Origin of the sequence: [Mycobacterium] fortunisiensis (assembly GCF_019050325.1) — a bacterium.
In the GTDB taxonomy this organism is placed as follows: Bacteria; Actinomycetota; Actinomycetes; order Mycobacteriales; family Mycobacteriaceae; genus Mycobacterium; species Mycobacterium fortunisiensis.
The window spans coordinates 257,057-282,210 of record NZ_VOMB01000010.1 but is presented as its reverse complement, the minus strand read 5'-3'; the positions used below and the strand labels follow the sequence as shown (position 1 = coordinate 282,210).

Sequence of the window (25,154 nt, the reverse complement as noted above, 5' to 3'; positions counted from 1 at the left end):
CATGGCAGCCACCACCTACCTGCCCGCCGGCACCCGCCCACTGGTCGCCGCCGTGCGCGCCACCGAATACCAGATGGCCCGAGGCGGCCACATCGTGGCGTTCTTCTTCCGCACCCTGGCCGGCATCCCGATCGTGATCAAGAAGTACCCGCGCGAATTCCTGCGGCTGTCTTCGGATGTCACCTGGGGCAACGGATCGATCGTGGTAGGTGGCGGCACCGCAGGGGTGGTGCTGGTGGTCGGCGCCGCGGCCGGGGCGGTGGTGGCGATCGAGGGGTACAACGCGCTGAACCTGCTCGGGCTGGGGCCGGCGACCGGACTCTTGACCGCACTGGCGACCGTGCGGGAGCTGGCCCCGATGATGGCCGCGCTGGCCTTCGCGATCCAGGCCGGCTGCCGATTCACCGCGCAACTCGGTTCGATGCGGATCTCCGAGGAGATCGACGCGCTGGAATCCGTTGCCATCCGCCCGATCCCCTACCTGGTGACCACCCGGGTGCTGGCGTCGGCGATGGCGGTCATCCCGCTGTTCGTGGTGTGCCTCGCGCTGAACTTCGTGGTGTGCCAGCTGGTGGTCTACCTGGCCAGCGGCCAGGCCTCGGGCACCTATCTGCACTATTTCGCCCTGATGCTCTCGGGCCGCGACATGTTCTTCGCGGTGATCAAAGTGGCGGTGTTCGTGGCGATCATGTCCACGGTGCAGTGCTATTACGGCTTCTACGCCGCCGGCGGTCCGCAGGGTGTGGGCATCGCCGCCGGACGTGCCATGCGGCTGTCCATCACCCTGATGGTCGTCACGAACATGATGCTCACCATGGCGTTCTGGGGCGTCGACACCGGCGGAAGGCTCGGTGGCTGATGCCCAACCAGTTCGAACTCGACGGCCGCGGGCCCACCGAGCGCGCGCTGGTCCTCACCTGTCTGGTGTTCCTGGTGGTGTGCGCGATCGTCGGAACCCTGATGTTCGCCAAGTCCACCGGGGCACTGGACCGCCGGGTGCAGATCATCGCGCGGCTGCCCAGCGTCGGAGACGGGCTGCCGCCCAAGTCCGACGTCAAATACCGCGGAGTCCTCGTCGGTGCGGTGCGCTCCGTCGAACCCGCGCTGGGCGGCGGCGACAACATCGTCGACATCGACCTGCGTCCCGACCACGTCGCCGGCATCGCCAACACGGTGACCGCCCGCATCGTCCCCGGCAACGCCTTCGCGGTGTCCACGGTGCAACTGGTGGACAACGGTGGCGGCCGACCGATCCGATCCGGCGACGTCATCGAACAGGACACCGCCCTGCCGACCCAGCTGTTCCAGACCACGCTGGCCAAGCTGCGCGAGCTGGTCGAGGCGGTGGGCCGGCCCAGCACGGACCACACCCTGGGCGTGATGCGCGCCATCGCCGACGCCACCGCCGGCAAGGGACCCGAATTGACCTCGGCGGCACAGGGTCTCAACCGGATCGTGACCGAGATGAATGCGCTGCGCACCGACGGCTCGGGCCCGCCCACGCTGCAGACCTGGAACTCCGCGCTCAGCGCGCTGTCCAGCACCGCCCCCGAACTTTTGGACTCGCTGCAGAACGCGGTCAAGCCGATGCGCACGGTCGCCGAACAACGCGCGGCCCTGGAGAACCTGCTGACCGGTGCCAACCACACCGTCGGAACGGTGCGCACCGCCATGGACAATCACACCGACGAGCTGGTGGGCATCACCACCAACCTGACCCCGGTGGTCGGGGTGCTCGCCGACCGCTCCGGAAAGTTCCCGGCCGTCGCCGTCGGGCTGAACAACGTGGTCAACGGATTCTTCGACGAAATGTGGACCCGCACCAATCAGAAGGTCACGTTCACCTTCAAGCTCGTCGTCTCCCTCGCCCCGCTGCGGCTCTACAACCGCGCGGACTGCCCGGTGTACGGCGAGCTGCGCGGCCCGAGTTGCGATACCGCACCCGAGGGCATCCCGATCGTGGACACCCACGGGCTGCCCGACCCCCGCACCTACGTCCCGCCAGAAGGCATCACCCTGCCCGACCCGGCCACCCCGGCCGATGCGGTGCTCCAGAACACACTGGAGATCCCGCCGGACCCAGTGGAATTCGTGCCCGCTCCGGAACCTGGCCCCAACCCCGGACCCGCTCCCACCCCTGCCCCACTGCCCGCCGAACAGCCCTCGGGAGCACCATGAGAACCCGCGCCCGCATGTTGATCTGGCTCGCCGGATTCATGACCGTCTGCCTGGCGCTGACCTGGACGATCCTGGTGACGCTGCGCCGGGAAGTGCACGGCGACACCTTCACCTACATCGCACAATTCACCGATGTCACCGGCCTGCGGGAAGGCTCGGATGTGCGGGTGGCCGGAGTGCGGGTCGGCCGGGTCGACGACGTGGCGCTCGACGATCCCGGCTCGGGTGAGAGCTCGCTGGCCACCGTCCGGTTCCGGGTCCAGCGCGACCAGCCGCTGTACGGCAACACCAAGGCCTCGGTGGTCTACCAGAACATCATCGGCCAGCGCTACCTCGGCCTGACCCTCGCCGACTTCGGCCGACCCGAGCGGCTCGCCGACGGCGCGACGATCCCGGTGCAGCACACCGAGCCGTCCTTTGACGTCACCAACCTGCTCAACGGGTTCGAGCCCATGTTCACCCTGCTGGACCCGACTAACCGCGGGAACCTTTCCAACGCGTTGATCAATGCGCTGCAAGGAGATTCGGATTCGGTGGTGGTGCTGGTCGCCCAGACCTCGGAGCTGGCCCAGTCGATGGCCGGGCCGGACCAGGTTCTGGGCCGGGTGATCGACAGCCTCAACGCCGTCACCGAGAACCTGGCCGCCCGCGGCAATCAGCTGCAGACCACGCTGGTCCAGATGCGTTCGGTGATCGCCGGGCTCAACGCGCGCCGCGACGAGTTGGTGGGATCGACCGGTTCCATCACGACGACGGTGTCACGGCTGTCGGAGATCGCCACCGCCACCCAACCCGACCTGCACGATCTGCTCAGCCGCGAGCCCGGGATGCTGTCGACCATGGTGGCCAACCACGACGGGTGGGCCACGCTCGGCTCGAATCTGCCCGCGATACTCAAGGGACTCTCGCGCATCACCGGTGACTCCACTGCCATGAGCGCGATGCCGTGCGACTTCAACTTCACCCTGTTCAACTTCCTCAAGCCGATCATTCCGAGCATCGTCAACGCGGCCACCCCGGGCGGGCAGCGCAAGTACTCCGCGAAGTGCAGGTGAAAAACCAGATGAGAATGCTGCGACAGCAGACTCCGACGCACCGGTCTCGGCGGCCCCGCACACTCGAAGACCGCAACACCGCGGTGATCGGTACCCTCGCGCTGCTCGCCCTGACGGTCGTGATCGTCGCCAGCACGGCCCTGAGCTCACTGCACCTCGGCAAACGGACCTACACCGCCGAGTTCCTGCAGGCGGCCAGCCTGCGACCCGGCGACCAGGTCAGCATCGCCGGGGTGCCGGTCGGGGTGGTCGCCGCCACCAAACTGGCCGTCCACCGCGTCATCGTGACCATGAAGCTCGACAACAACGTCCGCCTGGGCACCGAGACCAAAGCCGCGATCAAGCTCACCACCGTGCTCGGGTCGCGCTACGTCGAGTTGCGTCCCAAAGGCGGTGGCGCGCTGGTCGACAACCGAATTCCCCTGGCGAACACCGCCGTTCCCTACGACCTGCAGAAGCTGCTGTCCGATTCGACGACGACGTTCGAGGACGTGGACGCCGAGAAGTTCGCCACCTCCATGCAGACCCTGTCGCAGCAACTCACCGGAGTTCCCGAGGTGCTCCCCGACGCGCTGACCAACGTCAAGAACCTGTCGGCGATCATCGCGGCACGCCGCGACCAGATCTCGGATCTGCTGCGCAACACCGCCAGTGTCGCCAAGATCCTGGGCGACCAACACGACGACCTGGCCGCCCTGGTATCCCAGGGGCGCGAACTCACCGGAGAGATCATCCGGCGCCGCCAAAGCGTGGAACGTCTGTTGCAGGCGGCCACCGCGTTGATCACCACCGCCCAGGGCGTGGTGGGAACCGACCGGGCCCAGATCGACAAGATGTTGACGGATCTGCAGCAGGTCACCTCGATGCTCGGCGACCACGACGCCTTGCTGCGCAACCTGTTCCAGATCATGCCGGTGGCCATGCGCAATGCCGCCAACGCCACCGGATCGGGACCGTTCCTCGACTTCATGCTCCCCGGCGGGCTGATGGTGGATTCCTGGATGTGCGCCATCAGCGGCCGTGCCGAGCAATGGAAATGGCCGGAGCGCTACCAATATTTCAAGGACTGCGAATGAAGCCGGGACTGCAGATGACTCGCAAGACCGCACTGGTGGTGGTACTGATCAGCGCCGTGGCGATCGCCGTCACGGGCGCCTATCTACTGCGCCCGGGCCCTACCGAACCGCTGCGGTTCACCGCCCAGTTCGACAACGCCATCGGTCTGTACGTCGGCAACGACGTGTCGGTGCTGGGCATGCCGGTCGGGCAGGTGAGTGCGATCGACAACCGCGGCGACCACGTCGACGTGGCCATCGAGGTGGATCCGGGCACCAGCATCCCCGCCGACGTCTCAGCGGTCACCGTCGGAACCTCGATCCTCACCGACCGACACATCGAGCTCACCCCCGCCTATTCGGGTGGGCCGCTGCTCGCCAATGACGCCGTGCTGGGTCCGCAGAACACCAGAACCCCAGTCGAATTCGACCGGGTGCTGAAGATGGTGGACAAACTCGGCGGCGCCATGGGCGGCGACGGCAAGGGCAACGGCCCACTGGCCGACCTGATGTCGTCCACCTCCGCGATCACCTCCACCAGCGGGCCCCAGATCAAGGAGGCCCTGGCCGGGATGTCCGATGCGCTGCGCACCGGGGCCGACGGCGGGGCGGCGACCAAGCAGAACCTCGACGCCATCATCACCAACCTCAGCAAGCTCACCGACAGCGCCGCCCGCAACGAGGGCCAGGTCCGTGAATTCGGCACCTACGTACGGCAACTCACCGACCTGCTGGCATCGGAGAGCGTGGGCCGCGGCGACACCGGCCGGCAGCTCAACGGGCTGGTCGACGAGCTCAACGGGCTCCTGGACAACAATGGCGATGCGCTGCACAACAGCATCGCCAGCAGTGCCAAGCTCAGCCGGGCGCTGGTGGATTACCGCCGCGAACTCGCCGAGGTGTTCGACGTGGCACCGTTGGCGATCGACAACGCCGCCGCCGCCATCGACATGCAGAACGGGATGCTGCGCGTCGGCGCCCACTTCGACAATGTGTTCTTCGACAGCTCGATGACCAAAGAAGTCTGCAACATCCTCGGCCTGCGCCAATTGGGCTGCCGCACCGGGTCCATTCGCGACCTCGGCCCCGACTTCGGGATGACCAGCATGCTCGATGCGATGACGAAGTTGGAGGATCGATGACGACCGGCAGGTGCGTCGCCGCCGCCGCTCTGCTGGCGATCACGGTCGCCGGGTGCTCGGCCGGAGTGGAAGAACTGCCGCTTCCCGCCCCCGGACTCAGCGGGCCGACCTACCAACTGAACGCCGAGTTCTCCAATGCGCTCAACCTGCCCGACCGGGCGAAGGTCCGCGTCGGTGGCGCCGATGTCGGCGAAGTGGTCGGCATGACGGCGAAGGACTACACCGCCGTGGTGCAGATGCGCATCCTCGACGGGATCCGGTTGCCCAAGGGAACCACCGCCGAATTGCGTTCGGCCACACCGCTCGGTGACGTGTTCGTCTCGCTGACCCCGCCGGCCGCGGGTTCATCCGACACGGCCGTGCTCGGGGACGGGGACCGGATCGGCCAACAGTCCACCACCGCGGCCGCCACCGTCGAGCAGGTACTGGCCACCACGTCGATGATCGTCAACGGCGGCGTGATCCGGAACCTGACCCGGATGCTCAACGGGGTCGGCGGTGCGCTCGGCAACCAGGGCGAGGGCCTCACCAGCCTGATCCACGAGTCGCGGGCCCTGGTCTCCACGATGGCCGACCGCTCGGACGAGATCCGGGCCATGCTGGATACGACGGCCAGGCTGGCCGACCAACTCAACGCCCGGCGCGGCACCGTCAACGACCTCCTGGATTCGGCCTCGCCGGCCCTGCTGACCCTGGCCGACAACACGTCGGCCATCGTGGACCTGGTCGATGAGATCGGTGCGGTGACCACGCAGCTGCAGAAGTTCCCGGCCATTGCCGGCACCGACACCCGCAGCTGGATCCACGACCTCAACACGCTGTCGGCGGCCTTCAACGAAGCCTCCGTCGACCCGAGGGTGACGATGGCGAACTTCCTGCGCTTCCTGCCGCCGGCGCTGAAGCTGTTCGGCAGCAACGCCGCCGCCGCCGACGTGGACCTGCAGCAGGTCGCGATCGGGCACATCCCGGACATGAACCATTACGCCGACCCGGGATTCACCGGCCCCAAGTGGGCCAACTGGGACAACATGGTCGGATCGATCCGCTTCGTGCTGACCCAGCTCGGTGACCGGGTGTGGGGTCCGGATCGCGGCCAGATCTGGGGACCGCCGCAATGAGTCCGCGCACCGTGCTGAACCCCTTGGCGGCCTTGGCCATTCGCACGGTCCAGTTCGTCGCCGCCCGCAAGCTCGTGCTGTCGGTGGTCGGTCAGCTGCTGCTGGTGGTGGTGGGCGTGACCTACCTGGCGTTCGGTGCGCTGCGGGTCAACGCGTTCGACCGGCAGATCAGCGTCACGGTGAACCTCGCCGAATCCGGCGGCCTGCTGCCGGGCCAGGACGTCACCGTCCGGGGTATCCCGGTCGGGCGGGTGGCATCGGTCGCGATATCCGGCGACGGGGTGGTGGCCACCGCCAAGATCGACCACGATGCGCATATTCCGGTGGCCGACACCACTGTTCGGGTGTCCGCGCTGTCCCCGGCCGGTGAGCAGTACCTGGATTTCGCGCCGCGGCACACCGACGGACCGTTCCTGTCCGATGGTGCGGTGATCGACCGTGCCCACACCGAGATCCCGGTGCCGCTGTGGCGCCTGCTGACCAACGTGGACGGCGTGTTGGCCCAGGCCGACCCCAGGCAGATCGAATCGGTGATCGACGAACTCGGGGTCAGCGAGGCCGGGCCGGAGAAACTGCGCGCCCTGTTCAACGGTTCGCAGGTGCTGCTCAACACCCTAGACAGGGTGCTGCCGCAGACCATGACGCTGCTGCGGGGCAGCCGGACGGTGTTCAAGATCTTCGACGACTCGTCGGCCGGACTGACCACGATGTCGGACAACCTGTCCTCGACCCTCGGCGGGATCAGCGAAAAAGACACCGGCATCAGAACATTGCTCGACAAGACGCCGAACCTGCTCACGAGCATGGACGCGGTGATCGACGACAACTCCCCCACGATGGTGCAGTTGCTCGGCGACCTGACCACGGTGGCCCAGCTGTCCCAGGTCCGGGTACCCGCACTGGACCGGATGTTCAACGACGAGCGGCAACCCCTGCTCGACGGCATCCGCTCCCTGATGCACGACGGTGCCATCTGGGCGATCGCCGACATCTACCCCCGGCCGGTGTGTGACTACCCGCATCAGCGCGACGTGCCGTTCATCCCGAACTATCCCGAGCCGTATCTGTACACGTACTGCCAGAACCAGGACCCCAACCTGCTGGTGCGGGGCGCCCGCAACGCCCCGCGGCCGCCCGGCGACGACACCGCCACACCTGCGCCGGGACTGGATCCGCTGCGCCGCGCCGATCCGACACCGATAACCGACCACACCATCCGCACGCCCTACGGCGGTCCGGCTCTGCCTCCGGAGTCGCAGCCACACCGCCAGGGTGGACAGTGGTAAGAGATGAGGAGCACCATGGCAAGCATCAAATTGGCTGACCGCCACGAGCTGGCTGAACCCCTCGACGACGGGGATCCCACCGAGTCCGGTGACACCGACCTCGGCGAGGACGATGCGTCCGATTTCGCCGAACCCATTGCTTCGCAACGGAAGTGGTTGCGCTGGGTGGCGGTCGGCGGATTGGCCGTACTGGTGCCGGCAATGGCCGCGGCGGGCGGATTCTTCGGCTGGCACTATGGCAAAGACCGGCAGATCGCGAATGCCGGTGCCGCTGCGCTGAACACTGCGAACTCCTACGCGGTGACGCTGACGTCGGTGGACACCAACAACCTCGACGCCAACTTCGCAGCCGTACTCGACGGCTCCACCGGCGAATTCCAGGACATGTACGCCAAATCCAGCAGCGAGCTGCGCAAGCTGCTGATCGACCACAAGGCGACCGGGCACGGCACCGTCGTCGACTCTGCCGTCAAGTCGGCCTCCCCCGACGAAGTGGTGGTGCTGCTGTTCGTCGACCAGACGGTGACCAACACCGAGGTGCCCGATCCGCGGGTGGATCGCAGCCGCATGGTGATGACCATGCACCACGTCGACGGCCGGTGGAAGGCCGCGAAGGTGGAGCTGCCGTGACCGGGCTGCGCGACGAGTGGCTGATCCACTCCATGCTCAAGCGGGTCGGCGATCTGCCCCAGACGGTGTTCCTGCCCGTGTTGCGAATCGTCACCGATGACCGCGAAGACGTCGAGTCACAGTGGAAGGCCTTGGTGGCCAAGCGCCGTCGACGTGGGCTGTTCGAGCCGCCACAGCGCTCCTGGCAGCGCCAGTACGGTCAGTTCGTCGCCGAACTCGAATGGGTCACCGCCGAACTGCTGCGGGATCTGCCCTTCGCCACCGTGGAGGAGCTGGTATCCGACGCCGTGGCAGGCAGGCTGCGGCATTGGCTGCGGTTCCTGCTGCCGATGTTCGGCGCTGTGAGGATCGTGCCGAAAGGGTGGTACGCAGCCGTGATGGACATGGGCGTCGGCGTGTCCACCTTCCTGGTCGGCCCCATCCACCGCACCGGCGAAGAGGCCGACGGCACCTTGGTGTACGAGATCCCGGAATGCGCCATGCACGTGGTGGTCGGCACCCAATCGGCGCAAGAGAACTCCTGCCAGATGGGCTGCAAAGCGGCCTGCGAGAAGGTCTTTCACGCCGGCGGGCCCATGCCACTGGAATTCGATCCGCACCTGCCCGGCCTGGGCTGCACCCTGCGTGTCCACCCTGCCCACTGAATCCCTACCAAACGACCGAGGAATCCCTGATGACCAGCGTCGACAACGATCCCATCCAGACCTACGCCCCGCTCTACGAGGAGTACGACTACCCGATCGATGATGTGACCGGGGAACTGCCCGCCGAGTTACGCGGGACGGTGTACCGCAACGGCCCCGGCAAGATGGAGGCCGGCGGCACCCCGCTCGGGCACATCTTCGACGGCGACGGCATGCTGACGATGTACTCGATGGCCGACGGCAAGGTCCATTTCCGCAACCGGTTCATCCAGACCAAGCACTACCAGCGCTCGATCGTCGCCGAGGGCGCACCATTCCGCGCGCTGGGCACCATGCGTGACGGCGGCCTGCTGGCCAACGCGTTGCGGTTCCCCACCAGTGTCGCCAACACCGCCGTCGTGATGAGCGCCGGCAAGCTGCTGGCGCTGTGGGAAGGTGGGCGGCCCACAGAACTCGACCCCGACACCCTGCGCACCAAGGGCGAGTACGACTTCGACGGCGAGCTCAAGTGGCTGGGCGCGTTCTCGGCACATCCCAAGTGGGACTGGGACACCGGTGAGATGTTCAACTTCGGGATGGCCATGGCGCCGGTGCCGAAGCTGATCTGCTACCGGGTGGACCGCAACGGCACGATGAACAAGCTCGGCCATGTCCGGTTGCCCGGGCCGATGTTCAACCACGACATGGGTCTGACCAAGCGGTACCTGGTGTTCGTGATCCCGCCGCTGGTGTTCCCGCTCAAGAAGTTCTTCGGTGCGGCATTCGGGTTGCTCAACTACATCGACGCCATCGAGTACGACGCCTCACTGGGCACCACGATCGCGCTGGTGCCGCGCGACGGCGGCAAACCGCGGATCTTCCACACCGATCCGATGCTGCATCTGCATTTCGCCAATGCCTACGACGACGACAACGGCGATGTCGTGGTGGACGTGCTGAACTACCACGCCACGTGGGAACAACTCAACGGGCAATTGGCCGGCGTGGAGACCCTGATGGAAACCTCCACGATGCCGTTCGGTGGGCTGCCGACGCGGGTCCGGATCTCCGGCTCGGGAGCCGTCACGATCGACGAGTTCTCCGGTGTGCACGGCGAATTCCCGATGATCAACGTGTTCAAGATGGCCAGGCCGAACCGCTACTTCTACATGTCGGCGGCCACCGGGGGCAGTCTGTTCCCCAACGCGCTGTCCAAGATCGACAACGACACCGGCAAGGAGACCGTGTTCCAGTTCGCCGACGGGCACCTGCCGCACGAGGCGATCTTCGCCGCCCGGCCCGGCGCCACCGACGAGGATGACGGCTGGCTGATCGGACCGGTGCTGGATGCGGTGAACAACACCGCCAACCTGTCGGTGTTCGACGCCAAGGACATCGAAGCCGGACCGGTGTACGTCGGCCGGTTACGACACCACCTGCCGCTGAGCTTCCACGGCTGCTACACCCCGCGGATCGCCCAGCCGCATTCACCGGCCGCTACCCGGTGATCGCCTGGAACTCCGGGGCGATGAGGTCCTGGAGTTCCGACCAGCCGACGGTGATCACCGGCAGCCCGCGGCCGAACTGCCAGTCGCCGAAATGCAGCTCGACACCTTCGTCGGTGGGGATCCAGAAACGGTAGTTGTCATCGACCGGGGCGACCTCGCTGCCGAACTGCCACACGCCAGGACGCTTGGGCGGCGCGTAGACGGTGGGGATGATCCGCTTCGTCTGCTCGGCGAGGCGGGCCAGACCCGCCTTTTTGTCGGTAAAGAGATTGTCCCAATCGATCAGAATTCCGCTTCGGCAGTCGAAAACCCGGGTCGCCACGGTATGGAACGGCATATTCGGCTGATCGGTATTGTATTTTCCGGTGAACAATGCAGAAATGGTCACCGGACGTTTCATCAGGCGGCCGTCGACATTCAATGTCCAGGGGTTGGTCTTGGTCGCGCTGGGCTCGTAGGTGGCCACCTGCCCGCGCGCCTCGGCGTCGATCACCCCGTTGATCTCCTCGGCGACCCCCGGGTCACCCGCACCCACCCGTTCGTAGTGAACTACCCAGTTGCCCAACTGATCTGGACTTGTTCCGGCGATGGTGTCGGCGACCGGAAGGTAGGGCGCACAGGGTGATTCGGGTGCCGCCGAGGCGTCGCCGGTTCCCGGGATCGCGGCCGCAGTCCCGATGGCGACACTTACCGCGACGGTCCCCAGAATTCGTACCAACATTTCATCCCCCGCCTTGAGTCAATTCCCCACGTTTCACCATTACTGCGAATTATGCCACGTCATAATTGGCGTATCCGGAGAAATTGTCCGGCGACCGCGACAAATTCCGAGCCACCCGCAAGTTAGCCAACCAACTGGTTGGTGGTAGGGTTCCGGCATGCGGACAGGAATCTTTCTGAGCTACGCCGGCGGCTTCAAGGAAGCGGCCGATCAGGTCGTCGAACTGGAGAAGGTGGGCATCGACATCGCCCTGGTGGCCGAGGCCTACTCCTACGACGCGATCAGCCAGCTGGGCTACCTGGCCGCCAAGACCTCCACCATGGAACTCGGCACCGGCGTGGTGCCGATCTACAGCCGCACCCCGGCCCTGCTGGCCATGAGCGCCGCCGGGGTGGACTACGTCTCCGACGGCCGGTTCCGGCTGGGCATCGGCACCTCCGGGCCGCAGGTGGTGGAGGGCTTCCACGGCGTGCCATTCGACGCACCGCTGGGCCGCACCCGCGAGGTGGTGGAGATCTGCCGACAGGTATGGCGCCGCGAGAACCTGGACTATGACGGCAAGTACTACCAGCTGCCGCTGCCCGCCGATCGCGGCACCGGCCTCGGCAAATCCCTGCATCTGATCAATCACCCAGTGCGCGAACGTATTCCGATCACCATCGCGGCACTCGGACCGAAGAACGTCGAGCTGACCGCCGAGATCGCCGAGGGCTGGCAGCCGGTGTTCTACCTCCCGGAGAAGGCCGACGACGTGTGGGGCGACGCGCTGCGCGCCGGGGCGGCCAAACGCGACGCCGCGCTGGGGCCGCTGGACGTCATGGTCAGCGCCGCCCTGGCCATCGGGGACGACGTGGAGGACCGGCTGGCCTGGGCCAAACCCCAACTGGCGCTGTACATCGGCGGCATGGGCGCCCGAGGCAAGAACTTCTACCACAACCTGGCCACCCGGTACGGCTACGGTGAGGTCGCCGATCACATCCAGGACCTGTTCCTGGCCGGCAAGAAGGCAGAGGCCATCGCCGCGGTACCCGACGACCTGGTGCGCAACGTATCCCTGGTCGGACCAAAAGGATTCGTCAAGGAGCGGCTGGCCGCCTACGCCGAAGCCGGGGTGACCACCATGCTGGTGCACCCGATGGCCACCGACAGTGCCGAGACCGTGAAGTTCTGCGAAGAGCTGGTGTCACTGACCAGCTAGGCCGGCGTGGTAGCGCCGGCCGTGGTCTAGCCACCGACCTGCGGCAACTCGTCGGCGGCAATTTCGCACGGGGTCTGCGGGTCCGGCACCGGCGCGGACTGCGGTGTGGCGGCCGGCGGTGACGGTGATGCCGGCACGGGTGTCGGCGCCGGCGGTTCCAGTGGAATTGCTCGCGTCTCAGGCGATTCAGCTTCCTGCCGCTCCTGCCCCTCGGGCTCGTCGGGCTCGCCCTCTTCGTCCGCTGCCTCGCCTTCGGCTACGGCCGCCTCGTCGTCCTCGCCTTCGTCGCCTTCGTCTATGACGTCGTCCTCGTCATCCTCGTCGCCCGTGTCGTCCTCGGCCTCGTCGTCGTCGTCGTCGAAGAGCTTTTCGGGCTCGTCGTCACCGAGGCCCTCACGACGGAACGGGTTGTCCTCGTATCCGCCGTCGGCGCCGCTGTCCGCGCCGACCAGTCCGCCGAACATGTCGGCCAGCCGCTGCCCCAACCCTCCCAAGCCCGCCAACCCACTGCCGGCCCCGGCAAGACCGGAGCTCAAGCCGCCGGCTCCCGGATCGACCGATGGCATCGATGTGCCCGGCGGACTGGCCGCTGCCAGGCCCGCGGGCGCCGCTGCCGGAGCAACAGGTGCCGGCGCCGCCGGCGCAGCTCCGCCAAGGTAACCGGCCGGAGCGGCCGGCGCGCCCGCAGGCGCGGACGGGGCGGTCGGTGAAAAGTACGGCGGGACAGAGTGCTCCGGCAGCTGCGCGGCTGCCGGTCGGACGGCCGTCGACTCCGGAGCCGGTGCGGGCCGAGCCTGAGGCGACACCAGTGGACCGAGCTGACCCGGCACCGCGAAGACCGGCACCGGCGCGCCCCTGATCATGCCGAGGGCTGCCGCGTAGGCGTCGGCCACCGTCGCGGTGGCGGTGCGCATGGCGGTCAACCACTCCCCACCGACATGTTCGGCGACGAACGGCTTGACCTGCTGGTCGACCAGTTCGGCGGCGGTGTCACGCTCCCCTACCCCGCTGCGCACCGTGCGTGCCGCGGCCAGCCACAGCTCACGGTGGGACGCACAGCTCTGTTCGATGTCGATGGCGGCCGCGACCTTGTCCTCGATCGCCTGCCACAGCCGCTCACCGAGCGTCCCGAGGGCATCGGCGGCAGTCCGCAACGCCGCGACCGTCTGCTCGGAGGCCGCGGCGTGGTGCGTCAAAAAAGTCTGCGAGGCCGCGGCCCCGGCGCCCTGCCACGCCGCGCTCAGCGCATCAACCTGATCGTGTTGGAGCCGCAACGCCTGTTCGGCAACGGCCGCGGCCGCCACAAGCGCAGCCCGGTCGGCTTCGAGCGCGCCCAGATCCAGGCCCTCCTCGGTGCGGTAGCGGTCGTACATCGCACCGGGTTGCGCGGTGAGATCCGGATGCTGAAAGCCGAGCAGATGTGCCGCCGCGACGTACTCGGCGAGAGTGTCCACCGCGGGCATCCCCCGCGCCAGATATGTTGTGACGTCCCGGCTTTGGGCCATCGCTCAGCCCACCCGATCGGCGGCATGCCCATCGGCGACGACGTAGCGGTCGGCGGAGAGTCGAAGCACCGCGGCGATCTCGCCCGCCGCCCGGGCCCACTGGCGTAGCGCGTCGGCAAGCTCGGAGGTGGCAGACCGGACCGCTTCGCCAGGCCCGACGTGCTCTCGGCCTGCGGTGGATCCGCCGAACATCGGCCGGCTCAGCCGGGCCCGGGCGCTACCCTCCAAAAGGTCGGCGATCGCATCGAATTGCTGCGCGACGGCGAACACCGCCGCGACGTCTACGCGGGCCAGGTCAACTTGTCCCATGCCCGGTTTAGACGCAGCCGGGCGCCATCCGGTTCCCTCGCGTTTGAATGTTCCTCGCGCAAGCCCTCGTCAGGCCGACTGGCCGCTGACCGAATCGGCCACCCGCACCGCCAGCATGCGGGCCGTGTCCTCGTCGGCCGCCTCGACCATCACCCGCACCACCTGTTCGGTTCCCGAGGGCCGCAACAGGATTCGACCGGTGTCGCCGAGCTCGGCTTCCGCCGCAGCGACCGCGGTCTGCACCGACGGCGCCTCAGCCACTGCCGCCTTGTCCGCCACGGCGACATTGATCAGTACCTGCGGCAGGGTGCGCATCGGCTCGGCAAGGGCAGCCAGCGCGGCGCCGGTCTGGGCCATCCGCGACATCAGCCGCAGGCCGGTGACGATGCCGTCACCGGTGGTGCCGAAGCCGGGCAGCACGATGTGACCGGACTGCTCACCGCCGAGGGAGAACTCGCCGGCCCGCAACTCCTCCAGGACGTAGCGGTCCCCGACGCTGGTGGTGCGGACCTCGATCCCGGCCGCGCGCATCGCCAGGTGCAGGCCCAGGTTGCTCATCACGGTGGCGACCAGCGTGTTCGAGGCCAGCTCGCCGGAGTCTTGCATGGCCAGGGCGAGCACCACCATGATCGCGTCGCCGTCGACCACTCGTCCTGCGGCATCCACCGCCAGACACCGGTCGGCGTCGCCGTCGTGGGCGAGTCCGAGATCGGCCTTGTGCTCGACGACCGCCGCCTGCAGCGCCTCCATGTGGGTGGAGCCGCAGCCGTCGTTGATGTTGAGACCGTTGGGCTCGGCATTGATCGCGATGACATTGGCGCCCGCCGCGCGGTAGGCGCGCGGGGCCGCGGCCGACGCCGCGCCGTGCGCGCAATCGACCACGACGGTCAGCCCGTCGAGCCGCGTCGTCATGGCCTTGCCGGCGTGCCGTAGATAGCGGTCGAGCGCGTCCTCGGCATCGAGCACGCGACCGATCCCGGCCCCGGTCGGGCGTGGCCCCGGTCCCGTGTTGACGAGTTCGGCGATGCGGTCCTCGGCAGCGTCGTCGAGCTTGTGTCCGCCGGGACCGAAGATCTTGATGCCGTTGTCGGGCATCGGGTTGTGCGAGGCGGAGATCATCACGCCGAAATCCGCGTCATAGGCGCTGGTCAGATAGGCCACGGCCGGTGTCGGCAGCACCCCGACCCGCAGCACGTCGACGCCTTCGCTGGTGATGCCGGCGATCACCGCGGCTTCCAGCATCTCGCCGCTGGCCCGCGGGTCGCGCCCCACCACCGCCACCCGGCGGGCATGCCCCGCGGAGTTGCCGAGGCGCCGCGCGGCCGCCGAACCGAGTGCCACTGCCAGTTCGGCAGTCAGATCGCGATTGGCGACCCCACGCACGCCATCGGTGCCGAACAGTCGAGCCATGCCCTTAAACTTCTCATAATTGGCCGCTGGAAACACAACCGACGAGGTCAGCGATCATGCCGCGGCCCAATCGAGACCTGTTCGAGATACACGGCGCACCGCCCGCGGGTCCATCCGCGGGCGGTGACCGGCGTCATCGCGGCTAGCGGCCGACGTCGTCCGACGAGGAGTCGGTGTCACCGGGCTCCGTCGTGGGTGCCACGGTGTGTGGCCCAGCGCCCCGCGCAACGTCGTCGGACCGCTCGGCGGGGCCGTTCTGGCTGAACGAGATGGTCCCCAAGTTGTTGGTGCAGACCACATGGTCGGTGCCGTTGGCGTCGACGCCCTGCACGGCGGTGGTCAGCGACGCGGTATCGGTCGACTCGCACACCCCGGCGGCGATCTGCGCGGCCGCGGCGGTGTCGACGTTCTCCAGCACCGAGACGTTGCCCAGCGCGAGGTTGACCTTGCCGTCGCCGATGGTGTTCGGTGCCGCGTTCGCGATCCCAAGGCCGACGGTAAACAGCAACGATCCACCGAGCATCGCGCCCGCGGTCGCTGTCTTCACGAAGTTCCCCACAATTACTCCTTCCGGTGTGGAAGCGGCACCCGGTCCCCCCGACGTCACGCGACGGGATGGCAGGAAGGTCCTGCGGGCACGATCTGCTGACACAAAGCGGCCCCCTGCTCTCCGTGCAGAGGGCTTCCACGGTCCGCTGATCTTCAAACCCCGAATCGCGAAGAAAATTGTGCGGCCGTCGCGCCGGTTTCTGCGCCTGGGTCGTGATCGCCCGCTCTCAACAGCCCAAACGTAGAAAACTGGGGCTCGTCCGGAGACAAAAACAAACCCGCCGGGTGTGTACATGACACACCCGGCGGGTTCGTTCGGCCGTAATGGCGACAGATCAGCGCTTGCTGTACTGAGGCGCCTTGCGGGCCTTCTTGAGGCCGTACTTCTTGCGCTCGATGGCACGCGGGTCACGGGTCAGGAAGCCCGCCTTCTTCAGTGCGGGCCGGTCCTCCGGCTGCACCAGAATCAGCGCACGGGCGATCGCCAGACGCAGCGCGCCGGCCTGACCCGAGGGGCCGCCACCATCGAGGTGGGCGAAGATGTCGAACTGCTCGAGGCGGTCGACGGTGACCAGCGGGGCCTTGATCAGCTGCTGGTGCACCTTGTTCGGGAAGTAGTTCTCCAGGGTGCGGCCGTCCAGGTTGAACTGGCCGGTGCCGGGGACCAGGCGCACCCGCACCACGGCCTCCTTGCGGCGGCCGACAGTCTGGATGGGGCGGTCGATGATGACCGGCTCGCGGTGCTCCTGCTCCACCTCGACGGCCTCGGTCACAACCTCGGTCTCAGTCACTTCAGTCGCTTCAGTCACTGGGCCACCTGCTTGATCTCGTACGGAATCGGCTGCTGCGCGGCGTGCGGATGATCCGGGCCGGCGTAGACCTTCAGCTTCTTCTGGATCTGCCGACCCAGCTTGGTGTGGGGCAGCATGCCGAGGATGGCGTTCTCGACGACGCGCGTCGGGTGCTTCTCCAGCAGCTCACCGATGGTGCGCTTGCGCAGACCGCCCGGGTAACCCGAGTGGCTGTAAGCGAACTTGTTCGTGAGCTTGTTGCCGCTGACGGAAATCTTGTCAGCGTTGATGACGATGACGAAGTCGCCACCGTCGACATTCGGCGTGAATGTCGGCTTGTGCTTGCCGCGCAGCAGAGTTGCAGCTGCCGCGGCGAGCCGGCCGAGCACCACGTCCTGGGCATCGATGACATACCACTGACGCGTGGTGTCACCTGCCTTCGGCGTGTACGTAGGCACAGCGCTTACCTCTATCTATCTCGGTTGGACCCCGGGCTGGCCGGGATGCCGGTCAGGTGAGCGCCACTACGATGTCCCGGCGACCGACGTTGACCCGGGACCCGCTCGCCCACAAGGGCAGCGCACACCAACGGAGCAGCTTACCTGCGGGCGTCCTCGCAGGTCAAAACGCGCCTGGCGGGACCCCTCGAGTGCCCAACGTGAACAAGATCGCGAGATTGTCGAGAAATCTCGCCATCTTGTTCACACTCGGCATCTAGGTGAGCTCGGAGAGCCTCGGCGAGGTGTCCTTCAGGTCGACGCCGGAACGGCCCAACGCCAGCGCGCCGTCGACCAGGCTCGCGGCCACCCGCGCGGCATCGGCATAGCCCAGCCCCTCGGGCGGATGGATGTTCGAGATGCAGTTGCGCTCGGCATCGGCGCGACCGGGCCTCGGCTGGTGGGTCAGGTAGATGCCGACGCTGTCGGCGACGCTCAGGCCGGGCCGCTCCCCGATGATGACCAGCAGGGTCCGCACCCGCGCCAAGGCTCCGACATGGTCGCCGAGCGCCACCCGAGCCTGCGTCGCGATGACCGGCGGGGCCAGGCTGTGCCGGTCTTTGAGCGCTGCCACCAACGCCGTCAGCAGCGCCGCACCGTGACGATCCAACGCGGTCGGCGACAGACCGTCGGCCAGCATGAAGCCGATGTCGGCTCCGGTGTCGGGCACCGACATTCCGTCGGCGGGCAGCCGGCCCAGGTCGGGCCGGCGCAGGTACTCGTCGCGCGAGGCGGCCCGACTGGTCACCACGGTCGGCTCCCCGATGCCAACGGTGCGCACGGCCGTCACCAGTCGATCGGTGTCCAGCGGCACATGCACGGCATCACGCGCGACGGCATGCGCCGCGGCCAGCTCGAGCACCCGGCGGGTGGGCAACGCGTTGCCGGCCCGGCCCAGCCCGATCCTGGCCTGCGTGGTTTTGCGCAGCTCATCCCAGAACTCTTGAACCGCAACCTCGTTCGGGCTCATCGCACCTCCCCCGAAGTCAACGACCGCAGCGCCGAGCGCTCCAGGTCGAACGGGGTCAGCTTGCCGGAGTCATCCACCATCCCGACGCTGCGCAGCCAGGCCTCGAACTCCGGCGCCGGGCGCAGCCCCAGCGTGCGTCGGGTGGTCAGCACGTCGTGAAACGACAGGCTCTGGTAGCCCAGCATCACGTCATCGGCGCCGGGCACGGTGATCACGAAGGCCACCTGCGCCGCCGCCAACAGCGTCAGCAGGGTGTCCATGTCGTTCTGGTCGGCCTCGGCATGATTGGTGTAACAGACATCCACGCCCATCGGCAGGCCGAGCAGCTTGCCGCAGAAGTGGTCTTCGAGCCCGGCCCGGATGATCTGCTTGCCGTCGTAGAGGTACTCCGGCCCGATGAACCCGACGACGGTGTTGACCAGCAGCGGCTGCAGATCGCGGGCCACCGCGTAGGCGCGGGCCTCCAAGGTCTGCTGGTCCACCGGCTTGCCGCCGACACCGAGGTGCGCACCCGAACTCAACGCCGAGCCCTGCCCGGTCTCCAGGTACATGACGTTGTCACCGACGGTGCCCCGACGCAGGCTGCGCGCGGCCGCGTTGCCCTCCCGCAGCAACTGCAGGTTCACGCCGAACGCCGAGTTGGCGGCTTCGGTGCCCGCAATGGACTGGAAGACCAGATCCACCGGCGCTCCGGCCTCGATCAACCCGATCGTGGTGGTGACGTGCGACAGCACGCAGGACTGGGCCGGAATGGCGTAACGGGTACGGATCGTGTCGAGCAGGTAGAGCAGGTCCGCGGTGGCCTGGGGCGAATCGGTGGCCGGGTTGATCCCGATCACCGCGTCGCCACAACCCAGCAGCAGCCCGTCGAGCACCGCCGCGGCGATACCGCGCGGGTCGTCGGTGGGATGGTTGGGCTGCAGCCGGGTGGCCAGCGTGCCGCGGGCACCGACGGTGGTGCGGAACGCCGCGGTGACCTCCACGGCCGCCGACACCGCGATCAGATCCTGATTGCGCATAATCTTGCTGACCGCCGCCACCATCTCCGGGGTGAGCCCCGGGGCGACGGCGGCCAGCCGCTCGGCGCTGTGATCGTGGGCCGCGACATCCATCAGCCAGTCCCGCAACCCGCCGACGGTCAGGTGCGAAACCTCCGAAAAGGCTTGGCGGTCATGGCTGTCCATGATCAGCCGGGTCACCTCGTCGGTGTCGTATGCCACCAACTCCTCGTTGAGGAAGATCTCCAGCGGCAGGTCTGCGAGCACCCAGGCGGCCGCAGCGCGTTCGCCGTCGTGCTCGGCCGCGCAGCCGGCGAGCTGATCGCCGGAACGCAGCGGGGTGGCCTTGGCCATCACTTCGACCAGGCCATCGAAGCTGTAGGTCACCCCCGAAACCTGCTGGTGGTACTTCATTTCAGTTCGCTCTCCGCCTCCGCGAGCATCGCGAACTCCTCATCGGGCGAGTTGGCCACCAGGCGGTGCCGGCTGTAGAGCGCGAAGTAGAGCATGAACGCGGCGAACACCGCCAGGCACAGACCCGCGGCCACCGGGTCGACGAGGAAGGTCGCGATGACCGCCACCACGGCCACGATCAGCGCGAAGCCGGTGGTGACGATGCCGCCCGGGGTGCGGTACGGCCGGTTCATCTCCGGCTCCCGGACCCGCAGCACGATGTGACTGACCATCATCAACACGTAGCTCAGTGCCGCGCCGAAGACCGCCATGTTCAGGATCAGGTCGCCGTGGCCGGTCAGCGAGAGCAGGAAGCCGACGATACCGGGGACGATCAGGGCGAGGGTGGGCGCCTTGCGCGTGTTCGTCACCGACAGCTGGGTGGGCAGATACCCGGCCCGCGACAACGCGAACGTCTGCCGCGAGTACGCGTAGATGATCGAGAAGAAGCTGGCGATCAGGCCGGCCAGGCCGATGTAGTTGACCAGTTTGGCGGCCGTGCCGTCACCGCCGAGCGCCTGCACCAGCGGATCGTCGACCGTCGACATCGCTTCTGCACCACCGGCTCCCGTGGTCAGGAACAACACCGTCACGCAGGTGATGATCAGGACGGTCATTGCCGCGATGATGCCGCGCGGCACGTTGCGCTCCGGGTTGGCGGTTTCCTCGGCGGCCAGTGGGACACCCTCGACGGCCAGGAAGAACCAGATGGCGAACGGGATGGCCGCCCAGATACCCAGGTAGCCGTGGGGCAGGAAGCTGCTGGCACCGAGGGCTGCGGCATCCGGGGCGATGTTGGTCAGGTTGGCGACGTCGAAGCTGCCGATGGCGCTGACCGCGAAGATGATCAAGCCGAGGATGGCGATCGCGGTGATGACGAACATCAGCCGCAGCGCCTCACCGACGCCGGCGAGGTGGATGCCGATGAAGATGACGAACGCCGCCAGATAGACCCACCAGCCTTTGTGAATGCCGAACAGGCCCAGCGATTCGACGTACCCGCCGATGAAGGTGGCGATGGCCGCCGGGGCGATCGAGTACTCGATCAGGATCGCGGTTCCGGTGGCGAAACCGCCCCACGGGCCCAACGCGCGCCGGGCGAAGGTGTAGCCGCCGCCGGCCGCGGGCAGCGCCGAGGACAACTCGGCCAAACCCAGCACCATGCAGAAGTACATGGCGGCAATGATGACCACGGCGATCAGCAGCCCGCCGAAGCCGCCCTGCTGCAGGCCGAAGTTCCAGCCGGAGAAGTCGCCGGAGATCACATAACTGACGCCGAGCCCGGCCAGGAGGAGCCAGCCGGCACTGCCGGATCTGAGCTGACGTTTGCTGAGATAGTCAGCGCTCTCCAGGTGTTCTTCCACACCCGCCATGTCAAACTCCTTAATTGACAATAATTTTCGTGTGCAACTCCACCGGCCTCGACGCCGAACCCTGCGCCCGCACTAAAAGGTATGAAACTCGACCTTTGATGGAAGAGTATCGCCGCCCGGCGCGGCTCTGTCTACCCCAACGGCGAATTTGGGCCGCCGTCGGGAAGCTCCCACCAGAATCCAACTCGGGCAACAGATCTGCGCACGGCACCGGCCAGCAGCGCACCTGACGTTGCGCCCCAGGTCAATGCGGCTAGCCTGGTCGCCAATGGATGCTGGAGAGTTCGGCCCGATCGCCGCACTGGGCGAGTACACGATGCGGACCCGGGCCGCGACAGTGTCGGCCTTCCGCGCGCCGCGGCATTCCTGGGGTCGGTGCCGCTGTTGACCATGGATTCTTTGTTCTGGCAAGACGATTCCACCCACCGGCCGAGGCTCGGTACGTGTGGTGCCCCCTGGGTGACCGTAGCCGACGTGCACCGGGCCGCGGGTGTCATCGCCGAGTCGCCGGTCGGGACCTCGTGGCGGCCCTGATCGCCACCGACCTCTTGAGCGGCACCGCGGACGTTGTGGGACAACGCTTCCGGCGACGCAACTGCTGCCTGTTCTATCAGTTTCCCGGCGGCGGCTACTGCGGCGATTGTGCGCTGACCGAGTAGGCAGCGAAGGTGAACTTGTGTGCCAGATTTTCGGGATTCTTCGCACACAAGTTCACATTCGGCGTTGATCAGAAAAACCCCTGCGCTTTACTGCTGTAACTCACCAACAGGTTCTTGGTCTGCTGGTAGTGGTCGAGCATCATCTTGTGGTTCTCCCGGCCGATACCCGACTGCTTGTAGCCGCCGAACGCGGCATGCGCCGGATAGGCGTGGTAGCAGTTGGTCCACACCCGGCCCGCCTTGATGTCACGTCCGGCCCGGTAGGCGGTGTTGCCGTTGCGGCTCCACACCCCGGCACCCAGCCCGTAAAGGGTGTCATTGGCGATCGAGATGGCCTCGTCGTAATCCTGGAACGAGGTCACCGCAACGACCGGGCCGAAGATCTCCTCCTGGAACAGCCGCATCGCGTTGTTGCCGGTGAAGATCGTCGGCGCCACATAGAAGCCGCCACCCAGATCGCCACCGAGATCGGCCCGCTCACCACCGGTGATCAATTGGGCGCCTTCGGATTTTCCGATCTCGATGTAAGACAGGATCTTCTCCAGCTGATCGTTGGAGGCCTGCGCGCCGATCATCGTCTCGGTATCGAGCGGGTCGCCCTGGCGCACCGCCTTGGTGCGGATGGCAGCCAGCTCCAGGAACTCGTCGTAGATGTCGGCCTGGATCAGCGACCGCGACGGGCAGGTGCACACCTCACCCTGGTTCAGCGCGAACATGGTGAACCCTTCCAGGGCCTTGTCCTGGAAATCGTCGGCGGCGGCCAGCACATCGGAGAAGAAGATGTTCGGGCTCTTGCCGCCGAGTTCGAGGGTCACCGGGATCAGGTTCTGGCTGGCGTACTGCATGATCAACCGGCCGGTGGTGGTCTCACCGGTGAACGCGATCTTGGCGATCCGGTTGCTCGAGGCCAGCGGCTTGCCGGCCTCCACACCGAACCCGTTGACCACGTTGACCACCCCGGCGGGCAACAGATCACCGATCAGCGACATCAGGAACAGCACCGAAACCGGGGTCTGCTCAGCGGGTTTCAGCACCACCGCGTTGCCCGCGGCCAGCGCCGGCGCCAACTTCCACACCGCCATCAGAATCGGGAAGTTCCACGGGATGATCTGGCCGACGACACCGAGTGGTTCATGGAAGTGGTAGGCGACGGTGTCCTCGTCGATCTGTGAGAGCGACCCTTCCTGTGCCCGCAGCACCCCGGCGAAGTACCGGAAATGGTCGATGGCCAACGGGATGTCGGCGTTCAGCGTCTCCCGGATCGGCTTGCCGTTGTCCCACGACTCGGCGAGCGCGACGGCTTCGAGGTTCTCCTCGATCCGATCGGCGATCTTGTTGAGGATGACGGCTCGCTCGGCCGGCGAGGTCTTGCCCCACGCCGGCGCGGCGGCGTGGGCGGCATCGAGTGCCTTGTCGACATCGGCCTCGGTGGAGCGGGCCACTTCACAGAACACCTGGCCCGTCACCGGCGTCGGGTTCTCGAAATAGCGGCCTTCGACGGGCGCCACCCACTGGCCGCCGATGTAGTTGTCGTAGCGGGACTCGAACGCCATCGCGGCGCCATCGGCACCCGGACGCGCATAAACAGTCATGGCAATCTCCTGCACTCTCGACACCGAAATGTGTCGGTCATCACCAAAGGTAGTCAGCTGTACGTTGCAGCACAGTTGCACACTTTTGCGCCGAGTGTGACGCAGAGGCCGCTTCCAGGCGAGGATGACGATCTTTGCGTCACTTTCGAAGCAGTGGGTCAGCACGTCGGCGGGCCGACAAATTCAGCACGTCGGCGGGCCGACAAATTCAGCACGTCGGCGGGCCGACAAATTCAGCCCAGCTCGGCGTCGATCCCGGCCAGGTGACCACGCGCGGTGGCGCGGGCCACCGGGTCGGCCTCGGCGTGCTCGTGCAGCACCCGCCAGGCCTGCCGGTCGTCGCGGCCGTCGGGCAATTCCAGCCAGCGCCGCAGCAGCGGCAGGCTGTCGCCGGACAGCACCGCTTCCCGCAAGCCGGCACTGAGCTCGGTGCGCAGTCGCGCGATGGCCGGTGACACCGACTGCGGCAGCAATGCCCCGCCGTACGCGTCCAGGGCGGCCGACACGTTGCCGGCCTGCAGCGCGGCATACACGTCGCCCATGTCGCTGGCCACCGGCGCCGCCAACCGGTAGGGCCGCGAGGCGAGGTAGCTGGTGCCGATCACCCGGCGCAGCCGCGACACCTCGGCCCGCACCGTGACCACATCGAGGTCCTTGTCGTCGAGCAGCATCGCCAGGTGATCGGCGCTGAGCCCCTCCGGGTGCCGGATCAGCAGCACCAGGATGTCGGCGTGACGCCCGGTCAGCACACTGGGCGGCCCGTCGCCGGCCTGCCAGCGGGGTCGGTCGGCGCCCAACACACGCAACCGGGCGCCCTCGGCCGCCACCGGGGCTGCCGGCCCGGTGAGCCGGAGCAGGGCAAGTTGGTTCTCCACGGCCGCCGCAGTAGCCCGGACCAGGGCCAACGTCTGCGGGGACGCGACGGCAGAGCCGCCGGTCAGGTCGATGGCACCCAGCAGCACGCCGGTGGCCGGGTCGTGCACGGGTACCGCGGTGCAACTCCAGGGGTGTACCGCGCGGGAAAAGTGTTCGGAGCCCAGGATCTGCAATTCCCGATCCAGGGCCAGCGCGGTGCCGGGCGCATTCGTCCCCGCCGCCCGCTCGCTCCAGTCCGAACCGGGCACGAAGTTCATCGCCTCGGCCTTGCGCCGGACGCCCGGGTCTCCCTCGACCCACAGCAGGGTGCCGTCGGCGGCGGTGATCGCCACCAGCACCCCGGAGTCGACGGCATCCTCGATCAGCAACCGCCGGATAAGCGGCAGCGTGGGCGCCAGCGGATGGGCGCGGCGCAACTCGGTCAGCGCGGTGGCCGCCGCCGTCGCCCGTGCACCCAGATCGGGGTCCACACCGGTGGCCAGGCTGCGCTGCCAACTCTCGGCGATGATCCGCCGCACCGGGCTGGTGTCCAGGTAATCGGCATCCACCCGGCCCTCGACGAACAGGTCGTGGATGGCGCGCACCTTCGCCGGGTGTGCCCGGGCAGACGTCCGGCCTCCCGCGTTTCTCGATGCGGCCACGGCGATCATCTCTCCCG

24 protein-coding genes are annotated in these 25,154 nt (G+C 67.4%); 12 read left to right on the top strand and 12 right to left on the bottom strand.

What is annotated here, in order from left to right; genetic code table 11:
- Position 1: 1 nt before the first annotated feature.
- Genes FR943_RS08050 through FR943_RS08005 form a run of 10 tightly spaced genes read left to right on the top strand, consistent with a single transcriptional unit; the run spans position 2 to position 10,595 of the window.
- Positions 2-859 (top strand): ABC transporter permease, encoded by an 858-nt coding sequence (locus FR943_RS08050; RefSeq protein WP_217155815.1) that lies wholly within the window; start codon positions 2-4, stop codon positions 857-859.
- The gene (locus FR943_RS08045; RefSeq protein ID WP_217155814.1) at positions 859-2,178 is read left to right on the top strand and encodes an MlaD family protein; all 1,320 of its coding nucleotides are present in this window, start codon (positions 859-861) and stop codon (positions 2,176-2,178) included. The genes FR943_RS08050 and FR943_RS08045 overlap by 1 nt, the downstream gene beginning before the upstream one ends.
- Positions 2,175-3,233: an MCE family protein gene (locus FR943_RS08040; protein ID WP_217155812.1), complete on the top strand. Its 1,059-nt coding sequence runs from the start codon at positions 2,175-2,177 to the stop codon at positions 3,231-3,233. The genes FR943_RS08045 and FR943_RS08040 overlap by 4 nt, the downstream gene beginning before the upstream one ends.
- Positions 3,234-3,247: 14 nt before the next feature.
- Complete coding sequence (locus tag FR943_RS08035; RefSeq protein ID WP_217155811.1) at positions 3,248-4,309, top strand: MCE family protein; 1,062 nt, start codon at positions 3,248-3,250, stop codon at positions 4,307-4,309.
- Positions 4,306-5,430 carry an MCE family protein gene (locus FR943_RS08030; RefSeq protein ID WP_246584905.1) on the top strand — a complete coding sequence of 375 codons (1,125 nt, stop codon included), beginning with the start codon at positions 4,306-4,308 and terminating at the stop codon, positions 5,428-5,430. The genes FR943_RS08035 and FR943_RS08030 overlap by 4 nt, the downstream gene beginning before the upstream one ends.
- Positions 5,427-6,548: an MlaD family protein gene (locus FR943_RS08025; RefSeq protein WP_217155809.1), complete on the top strand. Its 1,122-nt coding sequence runs from the start codon at positions 5,427-5,429 to the stop codon at positions 6,546-6,548. Before FR943_RS08030 ends, FR943_RS08025 begins: the two co-directional genes overlap by 4 nt.
- Positions 6,545-7,834, top strand: a complete 1,290-nt coding sequence (locus FR943_RS08020) for an MlaD family protein (protein ID WP_217155807.1) — start codon at positions 6,545-6,547, stop codon at positions 7,832-7,834. The genes FR943_RS08025 and FR943_RS08020 overlap by 4 nt, the downstream gene beginning before the upstream one ends.
- Positions 7,835-7,849: 15 nt before the next feature.
- Entirely contained in the window at positions 7,850-8,464 is a 615-nt protein-coding gene (locus FR943_RS08015) for an Rv1363c family protein (RefSeq protein WP_246584904.1), read from the top strand.
- Positions 8,461-9,108, top strand: a complete 648-nt coding sequence (locus FR943_RS08010; RefSeq protein WP_217155803.1) for a hypothetical protein — start codon at positions 8,461-8,463, stop codon at positions 9,106-9,108. The genes FR943_RS08015 and FR943_RS08010 overlap by 4 nt, the downstream gene beginning before the upstream one ends.
- Before the next feature lie 29 nt (positions 9,109-9,137).
- The gene (locus FR943_RS08005) at positions 9,138-10,595 is read left to right on the top strand and encodes a carotenoid oxygenase family protein (protein WP_217155802.1); all 1,458 of its coding nucleotides are present in this window, start codon (positions 9,138-9,140) and stop codon (positions 10,593-10,595) included.
- Here the strand turns inward: FR943_RS08005 and FR943_RS08000 are convergent.
- On the bottom strand, positions 10,585-11,130 hold the full coding sequence (locus FR943_RS08000) for a DUF3298 domain-containing protein (RefSeq protein WP_308170495.1): 546 nt from the start codon (positions 11,128-11,130) through the stop codon (positions 10,585-10,587). The two genes, FR943_RS08005 and FR943_RS08000, sit on opposite strands and share 11 nt — an antisense overlap.
- 343 nt (positions 11,131-11,473) lie before the next feature.
- Here FR943_RS08000 and FR943_RS07995 point away from each other — a divergent pair, with 343 nt between their 5' ends.
- The gene (locus FR943_RS07995; protein ID WP_217155799.1) at positions 11,474-12,514 is read left to right on the top strand and encodes an LLM class F420-dependent oxidoreductase; all 1,041 of its coding nucleotides are present in this window, start codon (positions 11,474-11,476) and stop codon (positions 12,512-12,514) included.
- A gap of 26 nt (positions 12,515-12,540) precedes the next feature.
- On the opposite strand, the gene FR943_RS07990 is transcribed toward FR943_RS07995, so the two are convergent.
- From FR943_RS07990 to eat, 9 genes are all read right to left on the bottom strand, one after another.
- Complete coding sequence (locus FR943_RS07990) at positions 12,541-13,968, bottom strand: hypothetical protein (protein WP_217155797.1); 1,428 nt, start codon at positions 13,966-13,968, stop codon at positions 12,541-12,543.
- A gap of 54 nt (positions 13,969-14,022) precedes the next feature.
- Complete coding sequence (locus FR943_RS07985) at positions 14,023-14,328, bottom strand: type VII secretion target (protein WP_217155796.1); 306 nt, start codon at positions 14,326-14,328, stop codon at positions 14,023-14,025.
- A gap of 69 nt (positions 14,329-14,397) precedes the next feature.
- On the bottom strand, positions 14,398-15,738 hold the full coding sequence (glmM, locus tag FR943_RS07980) for a phosphoglucosamine mutase (protein ID WP_217155794.1): 1,341 nt from the start codon (positions 15,736-15,738) through the stop codon (positions 14,398-14,400).
- A 142-nt stretch (positions 15,739-15,880) separates the two neighbouring features.
- Positions 15,881-16,297 carry a hypothetical protein gene (locus FR943_RS07975; RefSeq protein WP_217155792.1) on the bottom strand — a complete coding sequence of 139 codons (417 nt, stop codon included), beginning with the start codon at positions 16,295-16,297 and terminating at the stop codon, positions 15,881-15,883.
- A gap of 325 nt (positions 16,298-16,622) precedes the next feature.
- Entirely contained in the window at positions 16,623-17,096 is a 474-nt protein-coding gene (gene rpsI, locus FR943_RS07970) for a 30S ribosomal protein S9 (RefSeq protein ID WP_082941946.1), read from the bottom strand.
- A complete protein-coding gene (gene rplM / locus FR943_RS07965) occupies positions 17,093-17,536 on the bottom strand; it encodes a 50S ribosomal protein L13 (RefSeq protein WP_217155791.1) in 444 nt (147 codons plus the stop codon). The genes rpsI and rplM overlap by 4 nt, the downstream gene beginning before the upstream one ends.
- Before the next feature lie 256 nt (positions 17,537-17,792).
- Positions 17,793-18,545 carry an ethanolamine ammonia-lyase subunit EutC gene (eutC, locus tag FR943_RS07960; protein ID WP_217155789.1) on the bottom strand — a complete coding sequence of 251 codons (753 nt, stop codon included), beginning with the start codon at positions 18,543-18,545 and terminating at the stop codon, positions 17,793-17,795.
- Positions 18,542-19,957: an ethanolamine ammonia-lyase subunit EutB gene (locus FR943_RS07955; RefSeq protein WP_217155788.1), complete on the bottom strand. Its 1,416-nt coding sequence runs from the start codon at positions 19,955-19,957 to the stop codon at positions 18,542-18,544. The genes eutC and FR943_RS07955 overlap by 4 nt, the downstream gene beginning before the upstream one ends.
- A complete protein-coding gene (gene eat, locus FR943_RS07950) occupies positions 19,954-21,369 on the bottom strand; it encodes an ethanolamine permease (protein ID WP_217155786.1) in 1,416 nt (471 codons plus the stop codon). The genes FR943_RS07955 and eat overlap by 4 nt, the downstream gene beginning before the upstream one ends.
- A 272-nt stretch (positions 21,370-21,641) precedes the next feature.
- Between eat and FR943_RS26845 the strand changes: the two genes are divergently transcribed.
- The gene (locus tag FR943_RS26845) at positions 21,642-22,028 is read left to right on the top strand and encodes a (2Fe-2S)-binding protein (RefSeq protein ID WP_217155785.1); all 387 of its coding nucleotides are present in this window, start codon (positions 21,642-21,644) and stop codon (positions 22,026-22,028) included.
- A 68-nt stretch (positions 22,029-22,096) separates the two neighbouring features.
- On the opposite strand, the gene adh is transcribed toward FR943_RS26845, so the two are convergent.
- The gene (gene adh, locus FR943_RS07940) at positions 22,097-23,620 is read right to left on the bottom strand and encodes an aldehyde dehydrogenase (protein ID WP_217155784.1); all 1,524 of its coding nucleotides are present in this window, start codon (positions 23,618-23,620) and stop codon (positions 22,097-22,099) included.
- 233 nt (positions 23,621-23,853) lie between these two features.
- Positions 23,854-25,146 (bottom strand): helix-turn-helix domain-containing protein, encoded by a 1,293-nt coding sequence (locus FR943_RS07935; protein ID WP_217155783.1) that lies wholly within the window; start codon positions 25,144-25,146, stop codon positions 23,854-23,856.
- Positions 25,147-25,154: the final 8 nt, after the last annotated feature.